The 21,809-nt window shown below is 69.1% G+C and carries 17 protein-coding genes; 12 read left to right on the forward strand and 5 right to left on the reverse strand.

Translation table 11 applies throughout. The features are described 5' to 3' along the window. The first annotated feature begins 8 nt into the window (after positions 1 to 8). The 7 genes from ACVTJA_RS02240 to ACVTJA_RS02270 all read left to right on the forward strand — a co-directional run bounded on the left by ACVTJA_RS02240 (position 9) and on the right by ACVTJA_RS02270 (position 5,875). A complete protein-coding gene (locus ACVTJA_RS02240) occupies positions 9 to 1,094 on the forward strand; it encodes a hypothetical protein (RefSeq protein ID WP_465833380.1) in 1,086 nt (361 codons plus the stop codon). A 19-nt stretch (positions 1,095 to 1,113) separates the two neighbouring features. After that, positions 1,114 to 1,926, forward strand: a complete 813-nt coding sequence (locus tag ACVTJA_RS02245) for a hypothetical protein (protein ID WP_465833382.1) — start codon at positions 1,114 to 1,116, stop codon at positions 1,924 to 1,926. A 32-nt stretch (positions 1,927 to 1,958) separates the two neighbouring features. After that, a complete protein-coding gene (locus ACVTJA_RS02250; RefSeq protein ID WP_465833383.1) occupies positions 1,959 to 2,564 on the forward strand; it encodes an imm11 family protein in 606 nt (201 codons plus the stop codon). Positions 2,565 to 2,575: 11 nt separating this feature from the next. Further along, positions 2,576 to 3,319 carry an Imm49 family immunity protein gene (locus ACVTJA_RS02255; protein ID WP_465833385.1) on the forward strand — a complete coding sequence of 248 codons (744 nt, stop codon included), beginning with the start codon at positions 2,576 to 2,578 and terminating at the stop codon, positions 3,317 to 3,319. A 152-nt stretch (positions 3,320 to 3,471) separates the two neighbouring features. After that, positions 3,472 to 4,419, forward strand: a complete 948-nt coding sequence (locus ACVTJA_RS02260) for a DODA-type extradiol aromatic ring-opening family dioxygenase (RefSeq protein WP_465833387.1) — start codon at positions 3,472 to 3,474, stop codon at positions 4,417 to 4,419. A 128-nt stretch (positions 4,420 to 4,547) separates the two neighbouring features. Beyond that, positions 4,548 to 5,630 carry a hypothetical protein gene (locus ACVTJA_RS02265; RefSeq protein WP_465833388.1) on the forward strand — a complete coding sequence of 361 codons (1,083 nt, stop codon included), beginning with the start codon at positions 4,548 to 4,550 and terminating at the stop codon, positions 5,628 to 5,630. Between the two features lie 68 nt (positions 5,631 to 5,698). After that, positions 5,699 to 5,875 carry an FMN-binding negative transcriptional regulator gene (locus tag ACVTJA_RS02270; RefSeq protein WP_465833389.1) on the forward strand — a complete coding sequence of 59 codons (177 nt, stop codon included), beginning with the start codon at positions 5,699 to 5,701 and terminating at the stop codon, positions 5,873 to 5,875. 331 nt (positions 5,876 to 6,206) lie between these two features. On the opposite strand, the gene ACVTJA_RS02275 is transcribed toward ACVTJA_RS02270, so the two are convergent. After that, a complete protein-coding gene (locus ACVTJA_RS02275) occupies positions 6,207 to 8,978 on the reverse strand; it encodes a protein kinase domain-containing protein (RefSeq protein ID WP_465833391.1) in 2,772 nt (923 codons plus the stop codon). 448 nt (positions 8,979 to 9,426) lie between these two features. On the opposite strand from ACVTJA_RS02275, the gene ACVTJA_RS02280 reads away from it, so the two are divergent. The 5 genes from ACVTJA_RS02280 (at position 9,427) to ACVTJA_RS02300 (ending at position 14,961) form a co-directional block, all read left to right on the forward strand. After that, positions 9,427 to 10,812, forward strand: coding sequence for a hypothetical protein (locus ACVTJA_RS02280; protein WP_465833393.1), 1,386 nt, complete (start codon positions 9,427 to 9,429; stop codon positions 10,810 to 10,812). 364 nt (positions 10,813 to 11,176) lie between these two features. Next, complete coding sequence (locus ACVTJA_RS02285; protein WP_465840754.1) at positions 11,177 to 12,232, forward strand: metallophosphoesterase family protein; 1,056 nt, start codon at positions 11,177 to 11,179, stop codon at positions 12,230 to 12,232. Positions 12,233 to 12,391: 159 nt separating this feature from the next. Then, complete coding sequence (locus ACVTJA_RS02290; RefSeq protein WP_465833394.1) at positions 12,392 to 12,916, forward strand: hypothetical protein; 525 nt, start codon at positions 12,392 to 12,394, stop codon at positions 12,914 to 12,916. A 228-nt stretch (positions 12,917 to 13,144) separates the two neighbouring features. After that, entirely contained in the window at positions 13,145 to 14,383 is a 1,239-nt protein-coding gene (locus tag ACVTJA_RS02295) for an AAA family ATPase (RefSeq protein WP_465833396.1), read from the forward strand. Beyond that, positions 14,380 to 14,961 (forward strand): HNH endonuclease family protein, encoded by a 582-nt coding sequence (locus tag ACVTJA_RS02300; protein WP_465833398.1) that lies wholly within the window; start codon positions 14,380 to 14,382, stop codon positions 14,959 to 14,961. The genes ACVTJA_RS02295 and ACVTJA_RS02300 overlap by 4 nt, the downstream gene beginning before the upstream one ends. 12 nt (positions 14,962 to 14,973) lie before the next feature. Here the strand turns inward: ACVTJA_RS02300 and ACVTJA_RS02305 are convergent, their stop codons facing one another. The 4 genes from ACVTJA_RS02305 to ACVTJA_RS02320 all read right to left on the reverse strand — a co-directional run bounded on the left by ACVTJA_RS02305 (position 14,974) and on the right by ACVTJA_RS02320 (position 21,805). Continuing rightward, positions 14,974 to 16,146, reverse strand: coding sequence for a zinc-dependent alcohol dehydrogenase (locus ACVTJA_RS02305; RefSeq protein WP_465833400.1), 1,173 nt, complete (start codon positions 16,144 to 16,146; stop codon positions 14,974 to 14,976). Between the two features lie 11 nt (positions 16,147 to 16,157). Continuing rightward, a complete protein-coding gene (locus tag ACVTJA_RS02310; protein WP_465833402.1) occupies positions 16,158 to 17,018 on the reverse strand; it encodes an SRPBCC family protein in 861 nt (286 codons plus the stop codon). Positions 17,019 to 17,321: 303 nt separating this feature from the next. After that, positions 17,322 to 18,710, reverse strand: a complete 1,389-nt coding sequence (locus ACVTJA_RS02315; RefSeq protein ID WP_465833403.1) for a hypothetical protein — start codon at positions 18,708 to 18,710, stop codon at positions 17,322 to 17,324. A gap of 26 nt (positions 18,711 to 18,736) precedes the next feature. Next, positions 18,737 to 21,805 (reverse strand): TonB-dependent receptor domain-containing protein, encoded by a 3,069-nt coding sequence (locus ACVTJA_RS02320; protein WP_465840756.1) that lies wholly within the window; start codon positions 21,803 to 21,805, stop codon positions 18,737 to 18,739. Positions 21,806 to 21,809: the final 4 nt, after the last annotated feature.

Here is a 21,809-nt window from a genome sequence, read left to right on the forward strand (position 1 = left end):
CGCGCCCCATGCTCGCGGTGACGGGACTGGGAATGATGACAGCCGTGGGCTACGGCGCGGTGGGCACCGTGGCCGCCCTGCGCGCGGGCCTGAGCCGCCCGTACCCCCACCCCAGCTTCCGGATGGTGGACGGTGAGGGGGGAGAAGCGGCCGTGGTGGGCCACCCCGTGATGGGCTTCGCGGAGGGCTTCACAGGACCGGGCGCGTGGGTGCGGCTGGCCCTGGGCGCTTTCGCGGACCTCGTACACGGCGCGGAGCTGCCCCCTGCCAGGGACGAAGCATTCTGGAGCCGTACGGGGCTGACGCTGCTGGGACCCGCCGCCGACGCGGAACGCTTCCCCAAACTGCTGGACGAAGCGCCCGACGCCTGGGCGCGGCTGTACTGCCGCCCCGTGGTGGATGCGTTGCGCATCTCGTGGGCACCCGGACACGTACGGGTTCTGGGACTGGGACACTGCGCCCTGGCCGAAGCCCTCCAGCGCGCCGGGGAGGACGTGGCCGCGCGCCGGGTGGACCGCGTGGTGGTGCTCGCCGCCGACTCGTACCTGGATGCGGAGAGCCTCGCGTGGCTGTGCGGCCAGGGTCGGCTGAAAGGCGCGCTCGGCCCGATGGGGACGATGCCGGGCGAGGCAGGCGCGGCCGTCCTGGTGGAAGCCCAATCCCTGGCGCACGCCCGGAGCGCGGCGCGAGGTGGCCGGGTGCTCGCGGTGGCCCTGTCGGAGGCGTGGGAGAAGGAGGAGCCACCAACCCCCGAGGCATCCGGTCGCGCCCTGGCCGAGGTCGTCCGGCGCGTGCTCCCGGAGCGGCGGCCCTTCGCGGGCGACGTGCTCCTGGACCTCAACGGCGAAGCCTGGCGGGCCCAGGTGTGGGGGCACGCGCAGATGTTCCTCACGCGCGAGCACCTGGACTTCGAGCGCTGCGACGTCACCGTGCCCGCCGAGTGTCTGGGCGAGACGGGCGCGGTGAGCGGGCTGCTGGCCGTGGGTGTGGCTGTGGGCGCCTTCGTCTGGGGCCACAGCCCCGAGGGCCAGGCGCTCGTCCTCTCCCTCTCCGAATCCGGGCGGGTGGCCGCGATTCGCCTGGGTCGCGAGTGAAGCTCTGGAGGTTCACTTCATGGCTGACGACGCACACATCCTCAACAGCATGCCTGTCGTCGCGGTGCTTGGACGCAACCCGAACACGTATCGGGACAACGGCCGGACCGAGCTGAAGGCCAACGCCGGGCGGCGGAAGCGCGTCTACGACAACGACGCGAAAATCATCGAGTACCTGGAGTTCTACGGCGTGGACCCACGCGATGAGGGCGTGCCCAGGCACTCACCGGCGCACGCGGCCCTCTACCACTTCGAGCACTTCATCACCGGGCAGAAGCCCTACTCCAACATCGCCCACCACCTGGTGCCGTGCGAGGTGTTCATCCCCAACGAGGTGTTCACCGAGGAGGAGTTGGAAATCCTCAAGCGCGTGCTCTACGACGTGAACAACGGCAAGAACATCATCTTCCTGCCGGGCTTCTCGCACGCGGTGGAGGTGTACCTGCTCAGGCGCGGGAACACGTCCGGCTCCGAGGTGTGGAAGGGCCTCGGCGAGGACGCGCGGCGGCAGCGCAAGGAGGCGTGGCAGCAGCGGGCGCTGAGGTACTGCAACGTGCACCGGCTGCCCTGTCATTACGACTTCCACGAAGACTACACCGCGCAGGTGAAGGCGGATTGCGAGAAGTTGGTGACCTTGGTGCGCAGCCAGCTCGGCAAGGTGTGTGTGAACTGGAGGCCGCCGGAATCCATTCCGCGCACGCTCTTCAAGCTTCAGGACATGTATTGGGAGTACGTCGTGGCCTTCGGGGAAAGTCGCCCATTGGGTGTCGGAGAAAGCATCAATGCTCTGGTCAAGATCAAGCCCCCCAAGGCCAGGCGCAAGATTGGATGAATGTTCCTGTTTGAATCAACGGGAGGTGATCTGTGACTTACTATCCATGGGTCAACGACGATGAGGATGACTCCTTCGCGTGGATCTCGAAGAAGTCAGACTTCCTCATGCACTGCATGGACTCCTATCTGCTGCACGAGGGCGTGTCGGTGAAGCACTGGTTCCCGACGGACACCGTGTTCCAGCTCGATGATTCCCACGGCATCAAGCTGACGGACTTCATTCCCAATACGCTGCACCTGCTCATCGTCTCGGAGAAGCTGAGGCGGGTTCTGGAGGGAAAGTCAGGCGCGGAGATTGAGTTCCTTCCGGTAGGTATTCGCAACCAGCGCGGCCGCGTGGTCCCGGAGCCCTACTTCATCGCCAACCTCGTAGGCACGGAGGAGTGCGTGGACCGGGAGCGGTCGAAGTTCTGGTGCTCGGACATCCGCCCCGACCAGGTCTTCCATTTCTTCAGATTGTCGCTGGACGGCTCGAAGATTCCCTCGGACGCCAGGCTCTTCCGGCTCAAGGAACAGACGGATCTCGTCATCGTCCGAGAAGACCTTGCCGATGACATCCTCCGTGCGGGGTGTGACGGGATGATCTTCCAGGAGATGGACGACTACGGCAGCGAATGGGGGACGTTGCGAGAATGAATGCCCCCGACATGCGAGCAGTCGAGGTGTCCGCGAGCGCCAAGGCCGCGTTGCTGGAGGAAGAGCTGGAGCAGGGCCAGAGGCCTCCAGAGGAGCGCGAGCGCATCCTCTTCCACCTCTCGCGCTACCTGCGTACCGCCGCCATCGCCCGGCTGCTCGCATACGCGGATGGGGCCACCTTCCGCGAGCGGCTGGTGCGCTCGGGGGAGGCGCGCCGCCGGTTGCTCCAGTCGACGGTGGACGCGCGGCGGCCCTTCAGCCGCTTCACCGCGGCGGGCCACTACGGACCGCTCTGCGACGCGTTGGCCGCCAGGGCGGACGAGCTGGCCCACGACATCGCCCGCCTGTCGACGGACACGCTCGTGAAGGGCCACGAATTCGAGGAGGACTTCCTCTACGCGCGCCTGCTCGGCCTCATGGCCACCGGAGACGACGCGGTACCCGGTCGCGCGGAACCCCTGCTGGACACGCTGGAGCGGGTCATGGAAGGACAGGACTTCCCCAGGCTCGCCATGTGCCGGGGCCTCCTGGCGCGAGACCAGGAGGGCTTCGACATTGCCCTCCAGGCGCTGCTGGAAGAACGAGAGCGCCACTTTCACGCGCGGGCGAGGTCCTTCACGCCCAGGGATGAAGAAGCCGCGACGGAACCCTTCATCTTCGTGGAGGGGCTGGCACTGTTGCAGCTCGCCGAGCGCCGAGGGCTTTCGGTGCAATCCGACTACCGCTTCCTCCCCAGCCTCGCCCGTGCGGGCTGACGCCTTGGATTTGTGCGTGGGCGACAGATGGCCGCTACGGCATGCCCGCCGTCTGAATCGACTGTTGCGCCCAGGTTCCGTGGCGAACCGGGCGCCCGGCGTGCAGATACTCTTCCAGCGCGTGATTGCTCCGCGCACCGGAGGAGAGGCACATGGGCAGCGACACGTCGGACGGAGTCACGCGGCGCGCGGCGGTGGTGGGGGGCCTGGTGGGAGCGGCCGGGCTCGCCACGCTGGCGGCGACGAATCGAGACCCTCACTCCTCCTCATCCGAAGAGCCTCAAGAGCGCCCGGCGAGCGGCGAGCGCCTGCCCGTCGTCTTCATGCCGCACGGCGGAGGCCCCTGGCCCTTCGTGGACATGGGCATCGACGACAAGGCGGGCATGGCGGCGCTGACGGAGTACCTCCAGTCGGTGCGCACCCTGCCGAAGACGTCGCCCAGGGCGCTGCTGGTCATCTCCGCGCACTGGGAGGAGCCGGTGCCGACCGTCATGACGAGCGCCCGGCCGCCCATGCTCTACGACTACTACGGCTTCCCGCCCGCCTCGTACCAGCTCACCTGGCCGGCGCCGGGAAGCCCCCAGCTCGCGGCGCGCGTGCGCGAGCTGCTCGGCGCGGCGGGCTTCCAGACGGCCGAGGACGCACAGCGCGGGTATGACCATGGCACCTTCGTCCCGCTCAAGCTGACGTACCCGGAGGCGGACGTCCCCACGGTGCAGCTCTCGCTGGTGGAGGGGTTGAATCCGGAAGAGCACCTGGCCCTGGGCCGCGCGCTCGCGCCGCTGCGCGACGAGGGCGTGTTCATCATCGGCAGCGGCATGACGTACCACAACCTCCGGGCCTTCTTCAGCCCCGGGGCCCTGCGCACGTCGGAGGCCTTCGACGCGTGGCTGCGTGAGACGGCCACGCTCGACGCGAAGGCGCGCGATGCACGACTGGCTGCGTGGGACTTCGCGCCCGCGGCACGCCAGAGCCATCCCCGCGAGGAGCACCTGTTGCCCCTCATGGTCATCGCCGGCGCGGCCGGAGCGGACCGCGGCACCGTCGCCTACAACGGCACCTTCATGGGCGTGAGGCTGTCCGCGATTCACTTCGGCTGACGTCGCCCGGCATGCGGCACCGGACGGCTCCCGCAACCCCGTTACCGACTTGATACTCCGCATTGCGGAATATCTCGGATGCGGGTAATTGGGAAGGCACCGCTCTCCGTCCCGCATCAGGGGGCTGTGTGTCCCTGCCCGTCACCCGTCTGCCCCGCGTTCCCCGAGGGGCGCTGTTCCTCGCCGCCGCCGTCGCCGTGCTCGGCCTGACGTCCGAGGCCTGGGCCGGCTCGCGGTTCGAGTTCGACGAACCCTTCAACGCCGCCCTGGACCGCTCCTACGTCTTCGGCTCGCCGAGCCGCATCCACCGCGCGGGAGAGTCCTCGAGCCTCGTCTTCGAGGCGCAGGTGGCGCCCAACCTCTTCTTCCCGCAGCTCCACATCGGAGAAGTCGCGCCGGGCGTGGGCGAGTACATCGTCAGCGCGGTGCTCACGCCGAACATCCGCCTGCGGATGCTGGCGCAGGAGTCGAGCCCCGTGATTCCGCCCTCCTTCATGCCCAAGCTGACGTTCCAGGTGGCGCGGCTGTGGGTCCCCAGGGCGAAGCGGGAGAGCGCGCTCCCGTCGATGCGGCTCGGGCTCGTCAACGTCGTGGTGGGCCACTACTCCAACGGACAGGCGGGGTGCTTCTACGCCAACCAGACGCGAGGCGAGTCCGGCTGCGTCCCCGTGAAGGGACAGCTCCCGCTCAACGAGACGTCGGGGGACTTCTCCACCAACTTCCTCCGGCTGGAGGGGCACCTGCGCTTCCTCAACCACTTCGACGTGCAGCGCCGCTCCGCCTGGGTCTTCGGAGGCAGTGCCTTCGTGGAGCGCAACTCGTCGCTCGCCTTCGGCGGCATCACCGACGAGATGCGCGAGGTGTACGGCGACGGGCACTTCGGCTTCGGCGCGATGGTGGAGCGCGTCTGGTACGAGCACCGCTTCCGCGTCGAGGGGAATGTCAGCCGTCCCTACGGCGAGAGCCCGCGCCAGCCGTGGACGCTGAGCGTGGAGGCCGCGGCGCTGCCTCGCTGGGGCGCGGGCTTCGGCGGCTTCGTGCGCTACATCCGGGGGCAGGACTACTACAACAGCCTCTTCCTGCAGCACGTGAGCCTCGTGCAGGTGGGCCTCCTCTTCGAGCTGGGCCCCGGGCTGCGCACGCGCGAGGGACTGACCGGCCAGTTGCTCGGCTCCGCGCCGCACGACATGGCGCCCGTGTCCGCGCCCTGAGCGCTCCCACTGTGTTCCCTCCGCCGCCGGGTTGACTGTGCCGTGGCCCTGGCGCCAACCATGGGGCCATGTACATCCCGCGCCACTTCCACGAGGAGGACACGGAGCATCTCCTCGCGTTCATGAAGCAGTACGCCTTCGCCACGCTGGTGACGGTGGGCGAGGACGGCGCGCCCTTCGCCAGGGCGTCATCGCCGGGCTGGAGCGCAGCCCCCTGGCCGGTGACAGGGAATTGGCGGCGCTGATGCGCTCGCACGAGGACTGATGGGAGCCGCGAAGTGGACGGCCAAAAGACCCGTGGGCCCGGTGCCCGCCTCGGCCCCGCGCCCACGCGCCTTTCCCGTCCTTGTCGAACCGGGCCGCCGTGCTTCGCGGCCCACGCTGGCCCTTACGGCAGGAACCGGGCAACCGCTGCCCGCCTCGAAGTCACTCCCGCGTGCGGTCAGCAACGCGGTGATGCGGATAGGGTAGCCATCTCCGGCACCGCGGGAGCGTGACAATCCGGACACACGGAGGGCCGGTCCCGATGATGGCCCGCTGCTCGGGGAGCACGCGAGGCGCTCGCCCGGCCGCCAGCTACCGCTCGGAGCGCCGCGAACCCTTGAGGGCCTCGGCGCGCTCCTTGCGGGACATCACCGTCACGTCGACGATGTCCACCTCGATGGCGCCCTGGTTGTCCGTCACCTTCGAGTCGGGGAAGGTGCAGCGCAGGTCCTCGGCACCGGTGACCTGGTAGCGCTTGCCCGTCTCCAGCAGGCGGTGGGTGGCACGCACCGAGTCAGCGCTGGGGCCGCGCTCCACGCACAGCACCTGGCGCACGCGGCCGTTGGCCGAGGAGCGCAGCTCCGCGAAGTCGTCGCGCACGGTGAACAGGTAGGTGGAGCGCGGGTTGAGGCCGCGCAGCGCCACCTGGTGCTCGGGCTTGAGCTGCAGCGCGTTCTCCTTCGCGTCGAAGGTGAACGAGCGCGGCGGCACGTACGCGGACTGACGGAGGTTGACGCGGATGGTGCCGCTGTTGTCCTCCGGCCCGCTGTCGTCCAGGGCGAAGACGTAGAGCCTCTTCGCGCCCTTGATGGTGCGCGGAGAACCCCCGAGCAGGCCGAAGCTGCTGTCCGCGGGCAAATCCCCGTCCGCGAAGTAGGCCAGCGTGTTGGAGCCGGTGCCGCGCCCCTCCGCGAGCGAGGCGCTGCCCTCCGTCCACACGGAGTACGCGGCGCCCGGGTTCATGTCGACGGAGGCGGCGGCGTACTCGGGGATGGGCGCGGCGTTGTACATGGGCCGCAGCACCATCACTCGCGTGGGGTAGTCCACCTCGTGCAGCGCGCGCTGCTCCGCGTCGCCTACGCCGTCACCTTCGCCAAGGACTTCGGCCCCCGCGTCCGGCGCCGCGGCGGCAACCACCTGGGCTCCGGCGTCCGGCGTCGCGGCGGCCTGGGCCTCGGTGCCCGCGTCGGTGGTGGGAGCGGTGGCCACGGGGAGCACGGGAGGCGGCGTCGCGGGGGTGAGCGGCTGCAGCTCCGCGTTGACGGGCTCCGCCAGCTTCGAGAGGGGCGTGAAGCGCTTCGTCCAGGCCAGGTGGCCGGGCAGCGTCAGCACCAGCGTGTTGGCCTGGCCGACGATGACGCCCTCCACCATGAGCGGCGTGCGGCCGGGGAGCTCCTTGTTGTTGAGCTTCACCTGCGCGCCCGCGGGCTTGGACGTCACCCACAGCGTGGTGGTGCTCTCGTTCCCCTCGGGCACCCAGTCCGACTTGAAGACGAAGTTGTAGAGCAGCCCGATGACGAGCAGCACGGCGGCGGTGCCGAAGATGTAGATGCTCAGCGAGCGCACCTGCTGCTGGCGCTTCGCGGCGAGCTCGGCCTCTTCGCGAGCCAGCTTGTCGCGCGCCTCGTCGGCGGCCGTGCGGAAGCCGTTGGGCCCGCGCGCGGGCGGGGTGCGCGCGGAGGTGGGCAGCAGCGCCGCTTCTTCCACGTCGACGGCGGGCGTCTCCACTGGCGTGTCGCGAGGCGCGGCGAGCGTGGGGACGATGTCCGGGGCGATGCCGGCGTCGGTGCTCGGCTCGTCGGGCAGCTCGGGCACGGGCGGAGCGGAACGTTCCCCGGTGGCGGGCCGGCGCGCGCCGCCCTCGGAGCGGGGCATGTTGGGGTTCGTCACCCGGCGCAGGCCGCCGGAGCTGGTGACGCGGCGTTGGCCCGGGCTGCTGGCGGGGGGGCGGCGCTCGCTGGTGGGACGGCCACCGCCGTCACTCGGGGGCTTGCGCACGCCGGGGCTGCCGGGCGTGGAGCGCTGCGAGTTGCTGGAGAGGGGACGCGCGCGGCCCTGCGAGGGCTCCGCGTTGCCCGTCTGCCACTGCGCGAGCTGCTCCTTGAAGGTGGGGGTGGTCTCCGGCGCCTTGCGCCCTTCCGCGGCCAGCTCCTCGGCGAAGAGGTAGGCCATGAGCTGCGACAGCAGGGCCGGCGTGAAGCGCGGGTTGTCGCGGTAGAGCAGCTCCACCAGCGACTCGCTCAGCTCCTTCGCCGTCTGGTAGCGCGTGTCGCGGTCGATGGCCATCGCGTGGGAGATGACCGTCTCCAGCTCCGCGCTCACCGAGTGGTTGATGGAGGAGGGCGGCAGGCAGTCGCCGCTGATGATGCGCGGCAGCACGGCGACGAACTCGCCTTCGTAGGGCCGCTTGCCGCAAATCATCTCGTAGAGGACGACGCCGGCGGCGTACACGTCCGTGCGCGCGTCCAGGTCCTGCCGGCCCTGCGCCTGCTCGGGGGAGAAGTACGGGTACTTGCCCTTGAGGGTGCCGGGGGACGTCTTCGCCTCGACGACGCTGGTGGCCTTGGCGATGCCGAAGTCGATGACCTTGACCTCGCCCTCGTAGGAGATGAGGACGTTGTCGGGGGACACGTCGCGGTGGACGAGCCCCATCTCCATGCCGTCCTCGCCCACGTGGCGGTGCGCGTAGTCCAGGCCGTCGCACAGCTTGCTGGCGATGTGCAGCGCGAGCGGCTCCGGGAAGAAGCCCATGCCGGCCTTCTGCGCGCGGCGGAGCACCTTGGACAGGGGCTGCCCCTGCACCAGCTCCATGGCGATGAAGTACTGGCCGTCCACTTCGCCGAAGTCGAAGACCTGGGCGATGTTGCTGTGGCTCATGCTCGCGACCAGCCGCGCCTCGCCGATGAACATCTCGACGAAGTCGGTGTCATCGACGAAGTGCGGGAGGATCTGCTTGATGACGCACGGCTTGGTGACACCCGCCGCCCCCGTCATTCGGGCGCGATAGGTGACCGCCATACCGCCCGCGGCAATCTTCGATAGCAGGACGTATTTGCCGAATTGCTGGGGGCTGGTTTCCGCCACGGGTGCTGGGCCAGGAAAGGAAGATGAGGGAGGTTGAGCATACTCCCGTTCCAGAGAATGTCTTTGTTCCCGCTCGCACGGCACGCGAAGTTTTCGCTGGGAGTGCTTGGATCAGCTTCTTGGACGTTGGGTTCGGGCCAGAGCCGATGTGAACGGGGTGCCGGGAGACCCCGCCAGCCCGTGAGGGCTCGGACCGAGACTCTCGGAGTGAGTCCCGCCGAATCTCAGAATGATTGGTTGAGGGGGTTAAGTATCTGGACGGCCGTGCAAGTCGCTGGAATCCGTGAGGATTTCGGGTGGCGTGAGTGGGGCTGTCGACTGGCTTCACACTTCTTAAATGCGGCGCTCAAGGCATCCGGGGGGCTCGCCGTTATGTAGGCGGGCACGTCCGGCGAAGCCGGCGGGCGGAGGGTGGGCAGCCCTTCGTGGAAGGAAAGAGGCGAAGCCGATGGAGTCCGAGCTCCCCCCGCGCTCGTGGAGGACCGCGCTGGCCTTGGTGTGGGTGCTGGCCGTGCTGCCGTCGGTGGCCCGGGCACAGTCCGCGTTCGACCTGTTGTCGCAGGGGCCGGAGCTGGGCGGCCTGGACGTGCCGAGGGACGTGCCGGTGCGCCTGCCCGCGTCCGTTCCGCCGATTCGGGTGGGTGGAGAGCAGGGGCTCGCGGCGCGCAGGGCGATGGGGCCGGAGGGGGCCTCGCACGGTGTCTCCGAGTCCGAGGTGCGCGAAGGCGCCGAGCCAGGGCCCACTGAGTCTCAGGCCAACCCTCTTTCGCCACAGGCTCCGCGAGGCCCCGGAGACAACGTCCTGTCTCCGGGGCTGACACCGCTCACGCCGATGGAGCCGCGCACCTTCAAGCCGCTGCCGGTGGCCGCTTCCGTGATGCCCGGGCTCCTGTTCCACGGGCTGGGCCCCTGGCTCGCGGGGGACGGGCAGACGGCGAAGCGCCTCTGGGCGCTGGAGGGCACGGGCCTCGGGCTCATCGCGCTCGGTGGCGTGCCCATCGTCTTCACGGGCGCGTCGCGGCGCACCATCGCTCCGCTGTACGCGGTGACGCTCGCGGGCTTCAGCGTGTTCGGCGTTTCCGCGCTCGCGAATCTCTATGCGGTGACGTCGCCGGCCTTCGACCCGGGCATGCCCGCGCCCTCGCTGCCGCCGCTGGAGCTGGAGATGGGCTACCAGTACGTCAACGACCCGTCCTTCGACTACAGCCACTTCGTCTCGCTCGGCGCGCTGGCTCGCCTGGACTCGGTGAAGCTGGAGGCCACCGCGCGGCTGGCTCCGAATGAAGGCAACACGCAGGTGCGCTTCGGCGGCGCGTACCGCCTCATCGGCGAGCCCGAGGGCGCGCGCAATGGCTCGGATGGCACGTCACTGGACGCGGAGCTGTATGGCCTCTTCCACCGCTACCCGACGGAAGGCTTCACGGTGGCCGGAGGCGAAGTGGGCCTGCGAGGCCGCTATGCGATGGCGCGAGTGAGTCCGTCGCTCGCCGGCTCCTTCGCGGAGGCGAGCATCGGCACGTCGCTGCAGGGCTACAGCTACCCGGGCGCGGTGAGCGACGGGAACCTGGATGAGCAGCTCCTCTTCACCTTCGGTTACGGCGTGTGGCTGGGGCGCGGCGGTCCGGTGCGAGGCGACGCGCTCCTCTACTACGACCACCGGAAGGACGGCTTCGCGGGAGGCATGCGCACGCGAGGCGGTGGAGTGGTGGGCAGCTTCGGCCTGCGAGGCCGCACGCTGCTGACGAACGACTGGGGCGTCTCCGCCGAGCTGCAGGCGGGAGGCGCCATCGTGGGACGTCTGTCCCTTATCTACACGGTGGGAGGTGAGTCGTGACGAGCGCGAACAGTTGGTTTGGCATGGGCCCTCCTCCTCGCTACGTGGCCACGAGGCACGCGGGTGGTCAGCACGACACCTCCGCCAGGGAGTGGGCACAGCTCGGCCGGCGCTGGGGCTACGGGTCGGCGAGGGATATGCGCAGCCAGCACAACGCTGTTGCCGGAGCGCGTGAGGTCACGACAAGGGCGGCACTGCCGGCAACCCAGACGCTCGGGGCCGCGGTGCCGCACAACGTGGCTGCTGGGCCGCGCGAGGGTGCCGCGCGCACGGCTCCTGCCGCACCCCGGGTCCTCGTGGGACGCGAGTCGTGAAGCACGCACTCGGCATCGGCGCGGTGGGCGCGCTGCTCCTCTCGGGCTGCATGCGGCCCGCGGAGAACCGCGCCATCCGTGACTCGAAGGTGGGCCGCGCCGAGGGTGGAGGCCTGTCGCTGGAGGTGGAGGGCGGGCTCGCCGCCGTACGCGACGTGTCTCCGGGGACGTTGATGCTTTGGGGCAACGCGCCGGCCTTCACCGTACGCGCCACGCTCACGGCGGAAGCTCCCTCCGACTGGGTGCTCACCGTGCGCAACGCCATGCCGGACGCGGAGCTCTCCGCCGAAGTGGACGGAGGCGAGCTCCTCTCCGTGGAGGCCCTGCCGCAGGCCCTGCCCACCGTGAAGCAGTGGCGCGTGTCCCTGCGCCCGGGAGCCACGGCGCGCCTGACGGTGGCGCCGCCGGACTGGCAGACGCGAGAGCCCTTCCGCTTCGCCGCGCTGGCCGACGTGCAGGAGGCCCTGCCGCGCGTGGGCGACATCTACGCGCGGATGCAGAAGGACGACACGCTGCGCTTCATCCTCTTCGCCGGAGACCTGACGGAGGGCGGCAGCCGCGAGGAGCTGCTGGAGTTCCAGGAGCGGCTGGAGGCCGGCTCGAGGATTCCGCTGTACGCCACGCTGGGCAACCACGAGACCTTCGCGAAGGACGCGGAGGAGTACACCGCGCTGGTGGGCCGGGGCAGTCAGAGCTTCACCTTCCGGGGCGTGCGCTTCACCGTGGTGGACTCCAGCAACGGCACGGTGGACCCCTCGGTGGAGGAGCAGCTCGAGTCGTGGCTCCAGGCGTCGCGGGATGGAGTGCACGTGGTGGCCATGCACGTGCCGCCGCAGGACCCGGTGGGCCTGCGAGGCGGAGGCTTCGCGAGCCGGGGCGAGGCGGCGGGGCTCGTGGGCAAGCTCGCGCGCGAGGGCGTGGACCTCACGCTCTACGGCCACATCCACTCGTACTACTCGTTCACCAACGCGGGCATCCCGGCGTTCATCTCCGGTGGAGGCGGCGCGATTCCGGAGACGTTCGACGGCGTGGGCCGGCACTACCTCGCGGTGGACGTGGACGCGAGCGAGGGGCTGCGCGAGGCGTCGCTGGTTCGCGTGGATTGACTTCCGTGCACTGACACTGAACGGAAGTGCGCCAGGCAGCGTGGGCTTGAAAACGCGCGCGGGGCCGACTTTCCGGCCCGGCAGCGTACCCTCTTGATCTGACACTGAACCTATGTGCAGATGGGCGGACCTTCCCGCACGGAGCCAGGAGGCCCGCCCATGTTCGACTCGAACGAGAACGACCCTATTTCCCCGGCGCTGCGCGCGCTGCTCGAGCTGTTCGCCACGGAGCTGAACGAGGTTCGCTTCCCGGACGTGGACGCCGAGGTGCTGGACGACGCGGCGGCGGTGGTGCGTGAGAAGGCGGAGTTGGTGGCGAAGGCGCAGGCCGCGCTGGAGGCCGCGCGCCAGGCGCTGCACGAGAGCCAGGACGCCCTCTTGCAGAAGGGCCAGCGCGCGCTGGCGTACGCGCGAGTCTTCTCCGAGGACAACGCGGAGCTGAGCGCGAAGCTGGAGGGCATCAGCCTGCCGCGAGCGGCGCGCAAGGGCCCGCGCACGGAAGGCACGGCGGCCGAGCCGGTGGCCGCCGCACAGGGCAACGACGAGAACGCGCCGAAGCGCCGCGGCCGTCCGCCGAAGGTCCGTCCGGCCACGGGCGGCACGCTGTTCTCCGACGGCGCCACGCCCGAGGCCCTGGCCGCCGCCGCGCACGAGTCCGGCAACGGCATGCTGCCCACCGCCTGAGTCACGGCTTCACGGTGAAAGTCACACGGCCCGGTGCCTCACGCGAGGTGCCGGGCCGTCGTGTTCTGGTCGGGGCGGGTGCGGCCTTGTTCTAAGAATCGGCCTGTTCTTGAAGTATGGAGGGTCGTGGCTGGTGGGTAGTCGCTCCGCCGGCTTCGACGAGGACCGGAGGCGTGATGCGGGCAGGTCACCATGTGAAGACGACTCGGCCAGCCGGGGAGGCCTTGGATGCTTGAGCGTCTGGAACTGGAGGGAGTCGGGCCGAGCCCGAACCTGTCACTGGCCTTCAAGCCACGGCTCAATCTGCTGACGGGAGACAACGGACTCGGCAAGACGTTCGTTCTCGACCTCGCGTGGTGGGCGCTCACGCAGAAGCTCGACCATGTTCCCGCGCTTCCCAGAGAGGACTGGCCTGGGACCCCTCGGATTACGGTATCCCTCAAGGGCCGGCTGGGAGGCGGCGCACAGTTCACCCGTGACGTGGACATGCGAGGGGGGCCGCATCCTGCGGTTGTCCTCCCCATCAACTCAGGGCTGACGCTGTATGCGCGCGTGGATGGCAGTTTCTCCGTGTGGGATGAGGCCCGGAATAGTTGGGACGGTGGGGCCTCCAACCTCGCGTCCTACGACTTCTCCTCGGACGCGCTCTGGAATGGCTTGGAGCGTGATGGCCGCGTCCTTTGCAATGGCCTCATCCGGGATTGGATCTCCTGGCAGGTCCGTGGCGCTGAGTCCTTCCTGCGCTTGAAGCGTGTCCTGGAGATTCTGTCGCCGGGCGTAGGCGAGCCACTCGTTCCGGGCGAGCCGACGCGCATCAGCATCGAAGACGTCCGGGACATCCCCACGCTCCAGATGCCCTACGGCCTCGTGCCATTGACCCATGCATCCGCTGCTGTCCGGCGCATCGTCGGACTCGCATACCTGCTGGTCTGGGCCTGGGAGGAGCATGTCCGGGCCGCGAAGCTGCTGCGCGTCCCCACTGCCGACCATGTCGTGTTGCTCATCGACGAGGTCGAGGCGCACCTGCATCCTCGTTGGCAGCGCCTCATCCTTCCTTCGCTGCTCGATGTGGTCCAGGCGCTTCAGGAGAACGTTCCGGTCCAAGTCATCGCCGTGACGCACTCGCCGCTGGTGCTGGCCTCCATCGAGCCTCGCTTCGATGAGTCCCAGGACGCGCTCTTCATGTTCGACCTCGTGGGCAACGAGGTGAAGGTCACCCAGGCGGAGTGGCGTCCCCGAGGTGATGCCAACGCATGGCTTACCTCCGAGGTCTTCGACCTCAAGGAGCCGCGCTCCGTGGAGGCCGAGCAGGCCATCACTCAAGCGAAGGCCGCGCTCAAGAACCCGAACCTCCCTGTTGAAGAGGTCCGCCGCATCCACAACGAGCTGCACCGGCTGCTCAAGGACACGGACCCCTTCTGGCCTCGTTGGCTCGCGCGGGCGGAGGCCGCGGGCATCGACCCATGATTCCCGTTCAGCCCCAGCCCGAGCCACCGGACTTCGATGCTCGGGTCCGCCTGCCGGGCCGCAAGGACCTGGCCGATTCGGAAGGCGAGCTCAAGCCGCACTGGCGTCACTGCTCCACACAGCTCTGGGTGAGCTACCAGGGCATCTGTGCCTATTCGTGCCTCCACATTCCGCGAGGCACTGGCAGCGTGTCCGTTGACCACATGCTGCCCAAGTCGAAGCGCCGCGAGCTTGCATACGAGTGGAGCAACTACCGGCTCGCGTGCGGCCGGATGAATGCTCGCAAGAACGACCTCGAAGACGTGCTGGACCCCTTCGAGGTACGGGATGGCTGGTTTGCACTCAACCTCTCGACACTGGAGGTAGTGCCGGGAGTAGGGCTTCCCGAGACGATACTCAAGCAGGTCCAGGCCACCATTGAGCGGCTGGACCTCAATAGCGACGAGTTCATCCAGCAGCGAAGCGAGTACTACGCCGGCTACCTGGAAAAGGACCTGAGCTTCCGTCACCTGCAGAAGTACTTCCCCTTCCTGGCGAAGGAGCTGATTCGCCAGGGACTGTTCAAGCAGGGGGAGTAGGGCCCCGCGTCGTCAGTTCGGCAGGAACACCGCGCGGACGCACCCGTCCTTCTTCTTCTTGAACATCTCGTACGCGAGCGGCCCGCCCTCCAGGTTGAACCGGTGCGTGGCGAGGAACGACGGGTCCAGCTCGCCCTTCTTCACGTGCTCCAGCAGGCGCGGCAGGTACTTCTGCCCGTGCTGCTGCGCGGTGCGCACGGTGAGCCCCTTGTTCATGATGGCCCCGATGGGGAACTTGTCCATCACGCCATAGACTCCCAATATCGACAGCGTCCCGCCCTTGCGGCACGCGACGATGGCCTGCCGCAGCGCCTCGCCCCGGTCCGAGTGCAGGTGCAGCGCCTGCTTCGCCCGGTCATACGCGTACTCCACGCCCGTGCCGTGCGCCTCCATCCCCACCGCGTCGATGCACGCGTCCGGCCCGCGCCCACCCGTCAGCTCCTTCAGCAAATCGAGGACGCTCTCCACCTCCGCGTAGTGGATGGTCTCCGAGCCCACCTTCTCGCGCGCCAGCTGCAGCCGCTCGGGGAAGCGGTCGATGCCAATCACCCGCGAGGCCCCCAGCAGGAAGGCGCTCTTCTGCGCCATCAACCCCACGCCGCCGCAGCCCCACACGGCCACGGTGTCGCCCGGTTGGATGTTGCAGAAGTCCGCGCCCATGTAGCCCGTGGGCACCGCGTCGGAGAGGAAGATGACCTGCTCGTCCTTCAGCCCTTCCGGCACGAGGAAGCAGTCCGTGTCCGCGTGCGGCACGCGCACGTACTGCGCATGCGCGCCCGCGTAGCCGCCGAAGGCATGCGTGTAGCCGTAGATGCCCGCCGTCGGGTAGCCGAACACCGGCTCCTGCAGCTCCGCCTTCGGGTTCGTGTTGTCGCAGAGCGAGTACAGGTCGTGCTGGCAGTACCAGCAGTTGCCGCAGCAGATGAAGGAAGGCACCACCACGCGGTCGCCCTTCTTCACCTTCTTCACGTCGCGGCCCACGTCGACGATTTCCCCCATGAACTCGTGGCCGATGACGTCCCCCTCGCGCATCGTCGGGATGTACCCGTCGATGAAGTGCAGGTCCGAGCCACACGTCGTGGACATCGTCACCTTGAGGATGACGTCACGCGGGTTGACGATGGCCGGGTCCGCCACCGTCTCCACACGCAAGTCATTGACTCCATTCCAGCAGAGTGCGCGCATCGACGTGTCCCTCAGTAGGAGGATTGTCCGCCGTGGCGAGCGGCGGGGTTGGGGTTCGTCGTGGGGACCTCGCCCGTCTCGACGAGGCTCTTGAAGCGCCGGAGCGTCCTGTACGCGAGCGCCGTGGGCACGTCGCCGAAGAGCTTCACCGCGGCGTCGCCCACCACTCCGGCCGGCGGGTTGAAGCGGAAGCGCAGCGTCACCACCGTGCCCCAGTCTCGCGGAGCAGGCCGGAAGCGCACCCAGCCCTCGTTCGGAACCTGCGCGCCCTTCATGGACTCCCAGCGCAGGAACTCGCCGGGCTGCTCCTCCACGACGTGCGAGTCCCACTCGTACGTCTTCCCGAAGGGCCCCTGCACCTTCCAGTGCTGGAGGTCCGGCCCCGTGGTGGTGACGTCCGCGAAGTGGCCCATCACCTTGGACAGGTTCTCCGCCACGCGCCATGCGCGGTACAGCTCGTGCCCTGGCTTCTGGATGGTGATGGAGCGCTCCAGCACCGTGCCGCCCGTCACCACGCCTTCCTCGTGGGCCCCGCGTCCGGTGAGGCTGCGTCTGCGGATGCGCGAGATTCCACCGGCGAGCGAGCGCCCCCGGGTGCCGCGGAAGATGAGCCCGCCTCCCGCGAGCGCCATCGCCACGCCTCCCACCGAGCGGCTCTTGAGCCCCATGCTCAGGAGCGCCCCGCCGACGAGTGCGCTGGCCACCTGCTTGAAGCTGCCCGTGTCTTCCGCTCCGGCGCGGCTCTGACGTCCCACGCCTCGCGGCGAATCTCCGGTCCGCCGGTCCTCCTCGGCGGTGGCATCAAGGGCCCTGGGAGCAACCCGCACGTCGGGCGGGCGGGGAGCCAGGGACTCCCAAGGTTCTTCGGCCATGAGCTCGAGCCTCCTCGTGCAGCGGGCCCGGGCCGTGAACGGCCTGGGCCTCATCGTGCAACGTTGGAGGAGGCAGGGCCGGGGACAACCCCCGGGCCCGCGTCGTGACGGCATGGGCCGCGTGCTGGAGTGGCCCGTGGCACTGCGAGGTGGCGGGCAATGGCCGGCCCCCTCGAAAACCATGGCCCGGTCACGTGCTGCGCCCCCGGAGCCCCCTCCGCGAGCCGACACGCAACCGGGCCATGGGAGTCGTGCCTCCGCGAGTGCGACGCGGCGGTACGGCTCAACGACAGCAGGTGTTCGTCACTTCTCGGGGTAGGCGGTCCAGCCCTTCGTCCAGTCCGTGGTGCCGATGGCGCCGATGAAGCGGGCGGAGGTGTCGAAGCCCGCGGACGGCACGAGGGTGGCGTCCGCGTTGAGCGAGGCGGAGCCCGAGGCGGGCGCGAAGTTCGGCGCGGTGAGGTTCGTCGCGGCGGTGAGCTGCGGGTCCTGCATCTTCACCTTGTTGGTGTCGGACAGGATGACCTTGGACTCGTCGAGCTTCGTCGCGTCCGGGTCCGTGGTGGTGCCGTTGCTCACCACCGGGTTGGGCGCGAACGGGATGCCGGTGTTGCTGCCAGCGATGTCCCAGAAGAAGGTGTTCTTGATGGACAGGCGCGAGTCACCCGTCTCGTTGAAGAGCGCCGCGGACGCCGTGCCGTCGATGTCCACCGCCTGGTTCTTCCAGTGCGCGACGATGGAGTTGCGCAGCTTCACGCCGGCGCCGGTGTTGAACACCATGGCCTCCTGCGTGGGGTTGGTGGCGGTGTTGGCGCCACCACCGATGAACGTGGCGTTCCAGATTTCAGGGAGGGAGATGGGCGCCTGCGTCGGCGTGGTCTTGTTGCTGGAGGCCTCGATGCCGCGGTCGCCGCGGGCGGCGCTCTGCTGGACGATGAGGAACTGCACCTTGCCGCTGTAGCCCAGGTCGTAGTCCAGGCCGTCGTCGTCCGCCTGCGTAATCACGATGTGCTTCAGCGGAGCGGTGCCGCCGAACATCTCGATGCCGTCATCCAGGCCCTGGTGGACCTGCACGTAGTCGATGTTCGTCGCGCTGCCGCAGCCGCCCACGGACAGGCCGTTCAGCTCGTTGTTCGGCGCCAGCTCGTAGCCCGCGAACTCGATGCGGGCGTACTTCAGGGTACCGCAGTTGTGCGCGTCGTCCTGGCCGCCGTACTTCGTCAGCTCGTTGCCCGCGGTGGAGAAGAAGCCCTCGATGGTTGTCTCGCCACCGGTGACGTTGAGCTTCGCCCTGCCGAGCAGCACCACGCCGCCCCAGTCACCGCCCTCGCGCTGGCCCACGGCCTTGGAGGACGTGAAGACGATGGGCTTCTCCGCCGTGCCCACCGCGTCGAGCTTCGCGTTGCGGGTGATGATGAGCGCGCTGCCCTCCTCGCCCTTGATGGTGGCACCCGCCTCGATGGTGAGCGTGCCGCTCTCCACGAAGATGTACTTCTTCAGGACGTAGGTGTTGGCCGCCTTCCAGGTGGTGTCCCCCTTGAGGTTGTCGGAGACCTCCACCGTCTCGCCCCTCGTCTCGTCGGGCGTCCCGCTGTCCGGCGTGTTGTTGTTGTTGTCGTCCTTGTCGTCGCCGCAGCCGGCGGCGAGGGTCAGGCTGGAGAGCACGAGGAGAGAGGTAAGGAGCCGCTTCATGGGAGGACTTCCTTTCGGGTGAGGCGTTACAGGGAGAGGCCGAGCGAAGCGGTGAAGGCGATGCCCGGCTTGTATTGGAGGATGGTGATGTCGCCCTGCTGGAGGGTGACCTTGGAGTCGAGGAGGTTGGATGCGGTGAGCTTGAGCTGCGTGTTGCTGGCGAGCCGCTGCGTCAGCGCGAGGTCCACGCGGTGGAAGGGCTGCTCGTAGACGTCCGGCAGGCCGTTGGTGCCCACCTCGCTGACGCGCCGTCCGTAGACGTTGTAGAGCAGCGCCACTTCCGTGCCGCTCTCCGGGCGCTCGTAGCCGAGGTTGACGTTGATGACGTAGGGCGACTGGCCCTGCAGCGGACGCTCGGCGTTGGTCTGCAGGCCCTTCACGGCGCCCAGGTCGATTTTCGACTGGATGAGCGTGAGGTTCGCGCCCACGCGGAAGGCGCGCAGCGACTCGGTGAAGCGCGCCAGCGACGTGCGCGCCTCCAGCTCCGCGCCGTAGGTGTCGGCACCCGCGGCGTTCTCGAAGCCCAGGTCACCCGCGCCCTCGGTGTTGATGACGCGCTCGATGGGGTTCACGAAGCGCTTGTAGAAGGCGCTGGCCGCGAGCACCTCGTTGTCCCCCACGAACCACTCGGCGCGGGCGTCGACGTTGTGGATGCGCGTCTGCTTCAGGCCGGGGTTGCCGGACACGTTCCGGCGGCGGACGAAGTCGTAGTACAGGAAGGGCGCCAGCTCGCGGAACGTGGGCCTCGCCAGCGTGTAGCTGTAGCCCGCGCGCAGGTTGACGGACGGGGTGAGCGCGTAGATGGCGTTGAAGGCGGGCAGCCAGTCCACGTAGTTGACCTTGTTGTTGCTGGCCTCCTCGAGGGTGAACTGGTCCAGCGCCGTCAGCTCCTGGCGGGACGTCTCCAGGCGCATGCCGCCCACCAGCCGCAGCTTCTCCGTGGGCGTGACATCCGCGGTGACGTAGCCGGCGAAGATGGAGAGAGACGCGTCATAGGCATCGCTATCCGAGCGGGTGACCTCGCGCAGGCGCATGCCGCTGCCGAGCAGCTCGGGACCGAACAGGACCTCGGGCGGGAGGGTGCGGTCCACCACGTCATCCCCGTTCGGGGCGATGCTGTAGCGGAAGCGGCGGGCGCGGAAGTCGCGGCCGGACACCTGCGCGAGCCCGCCCACCTTGAGGCGCACGTCGGTGAAGGGAACGGTGAGGTTGAGGCTGCCGCCGCCGGACGTCTCGCCGAGGTCCGCGAAGAAGCGCTCGCCGCTGTTGGCCTGGTTGGGGAAGGACAGCGAACCCGTCGGCGTGCCGAGGTTGTCGCTGTAGAGCGAGTCGCGCGTGTCCGGCTCGTCGCGGTCCACGCGGGACAGGTTGGCCTGCCAGTCCACCTCGGCGTCATTGAGGAGGCCCAGGCGGTGGAAGCCGCGGACCTGGTTGAAGGAGAGCTGGCGGACGATGAACTGGAGCCGGCTGGCCTCGTAGCGGTCGCCCTTCAGCGAGTCGATGCCCGTGCTGGTGACGGTGCGGGTATCGGTGCCGCGGGTGTAGAGGCTGAAGACGGTCAGCTCGTTGTCGCGGTCCAGCTGGTAGCCCACGCTGACGAGGCCGCTGAGGTTGGCCGTCTCGGTGCCCTGGGTGATGCGGGCATCGTCGTTGCGGATGTACTGGCTCAGCTCGTTGAAGCTGGCGCGGCCGTAGCTGTTGACCTGCGTGGACTCCTTGTGGCCGTAGTTGATGGTGGCCAGGTAGCCCAGGCGGCGGTTCTCGAAGCGCAGCGTGTCACCCACGGATGCGCTGAGGCCCAGGTTGGGCAGGGCCGTCTTGCGCTGCGCGCGCCACACGTTGGGGAAGCTCTCCCACTCCTGCTCGAGCTGCTCGGCGGACTCGCCGTTGGCGCCCAGCTCGTGGGTGGTGGGGATGGCCTCGGGGAGCCGGCGCTGGTTGCCCGCGAAGCCGAGCCACTCCAGGCCTCCGCCCTGCTGCGAGTTGCGCTCCTGGCCCGTCGTCACGGAGTCGCCGCCGAGGGTGATGCGCGGCTTGAACTCGAACTGGCTGGGGTAGGTGTTGGTCTCGATGAGGAGCGTGCCGCCGCCGAAGCTGCCGGGCAGGTCGGCGGTGTAGCTCTTCACCACGTTGAGGTTGGCGAGCAGCGCGGTGGGGAAGAGGTCCAGCGGGACGCTGGGCTCGTCGGGCTCGGGGCTGGGCAGCAGCGCGCCGTTGAGCAGCGTGGTGCTGTAGCGGCCACCGAGGCCACGCAGGAGGACGTAGCGGCCGTCCACGACGGTGGCGCTCACCACGCGCTTCACGGCGTCCGAGGCGCTGGAGTCCGGCGTGCGGGAGATTTCCTGCGCGCTGATGGCATCCGAGACGGCGGCGGCCTTCTTGCGCTCCTGGAGGAGGGCGCCCTCGGCGCGGCGGTCGGCGCGGGCCTCGACGACAACTTCCTGCACCGCGCCCACGTCCGCGCTGAGCGCGACGTCGAGCTTCGTGGCCTTGCCCTGCGTCACGACGACGCCGGTGATTCGGCGGCCCTGATAGACGTCGTAGAAGACGCGCAGGTCGTACTTCCCGGGCGGCAGGGCCAGACGGTAGTTGCCGTCGAGGTCCGTGAGCGCCTGCTTCTGCGCGCCGGTGACGACCTTCACCGTGGCCTCGATGAGGCCCTCGCTGTTGGCCTGGTCAATCACCCGGCCGTAGATGCCGGTGAAGCCGGCCGGCGGCTCGGCGGACTCCGCGAGCATGGCCTCATCGGACGAAGCGGCGCTGCCGGCCGCGGTGGCCTCGGACGGGGCGGTGTCACCCGGCTGGGCGGCGCCGTCGGTCGGCGGCGTGGCCTGCTCGGAGGCGGTGCCGTCAGCGGGAACCGCGGGCTGCTGCGCGGTCTCGGTGGAAGGAACGTTCATTCCGGGCGCGGGCGTGGCGGGCTGGCCGGAAGGAACGTTCATTCCAGACGGCTGCGCGGTGGCCGGCGACGTGGCGGACGGGCCGATGGGCGTCGGAGCCGCGACGTCCGAGCCGCTCGACTGCGCGAGCGCGGACGTGACGAAGAGGGTAAGCGCGGCCACGAGGGCGCGGGGCAGGGCGTTGCGAGACAACAGAAAT

This window comes from Pyxidicoccus sp. M6 (assembly GCF_055568925.1).

Excerpts from the sequence above, each read along its gene's own strand:
- ACVTJA_RS02245 (WP_465833382.1), top strand. The coding sequence starts at position 1,114 with ATGGCTGACGACGCACACATCCTCAACAGCATGCCTGTCGTCGCGGTG.
- ACVTJA_RS02255 (WP_465833385.1), top strand. The coding sequence starts at position 2,576 with ATGCGAGCAGTCGAGGTGTCCGCGAGCGCCAAGGCCGCGTTGCTGGAG.
- ACVTJA_RS02285 (WP_465840754.1), top strand. The coding sequence starts at position 11,177 with ATGCGGCCCGCGGAGAACCGCGCCATCCGTGACTCGAAGGTGGGCCGC.
- ACVTJA_RS02290 (WP_465833394.1), top strand. The coding sequence starts at position 12,392 with ATGTTCGACTCGAACGAGAACGACCCTATTTCCCCGGCGCTGCGCGCG.
- ACVTJA_RS02300 (WP_465833398.1), top strand. The coding sequence starts at position 14,380 with ATGATTCCCGTTCAGCCCCAGCCCGAGCCACCGGACTTCGATGCTCGG.
- ACVTJA_RS02280 (WP_465833393.1), top strand. The coding sequence starts at position 9,427 with ATGGAGTCCGAGCTCCCCCCGCGCTCGTGGAGGACCGCGCTGGCCTTG.
- ACVTJA_RS02240 (WP_465833380.1), top strand. The coding sequence starts at position 9 with ATGCTCGCGGTGACGGGACTGGGAATGATGACAGCCGTGGGCTACGGC.
- ACVTJA_RS02310 (WP_465833402.1), bottom strand. The coding sequence starts at position 17,018 with ATGGCCGAAGAACCTTGGGAGTCCCTGGCTCCCCGCCCGCCCGACGTG.
- ACVTJA_RS02305 (WP_465833400.1), bottom strand. The coding sequence starts at position 16,146 with ATGCGCGCACTCTGCTGGAATGGAGTCAATGACTTGCGTGTGGAGACG.
- ACVTJA_RS02260 (WP_465833387.1), top strand. The coding sequence starts at position 3,472 with ATGGGCAGCGACACGTCGGACGGAGTCACGCGGCGCGCGGCGGTGGTG.
- ACVTJA_RS02270 (WP_465833389.1), top strand. The coding sequence starts at position 5,699 with ATGTACATCCCGCGCCACTTCCACGAGGAGGACACGGAGCATCTCCTC.
- ACVTJA_RS02295 (WP_465833396.1), top strand. The coding sequence starts at position 13,145 with ATGCTTGAGCGTCTGGAACTGGAGGGAGTCGGGCCGAGCCCGAACCTG.
- ACVTJA_RS02315 (WP_465833403.1), bottom strand. The coding sequence starts at position 18,710 with ATGAAGCGGCTCCTTACCTCTCTCCTCGTGCTCTCCAGCCTGACCCTC.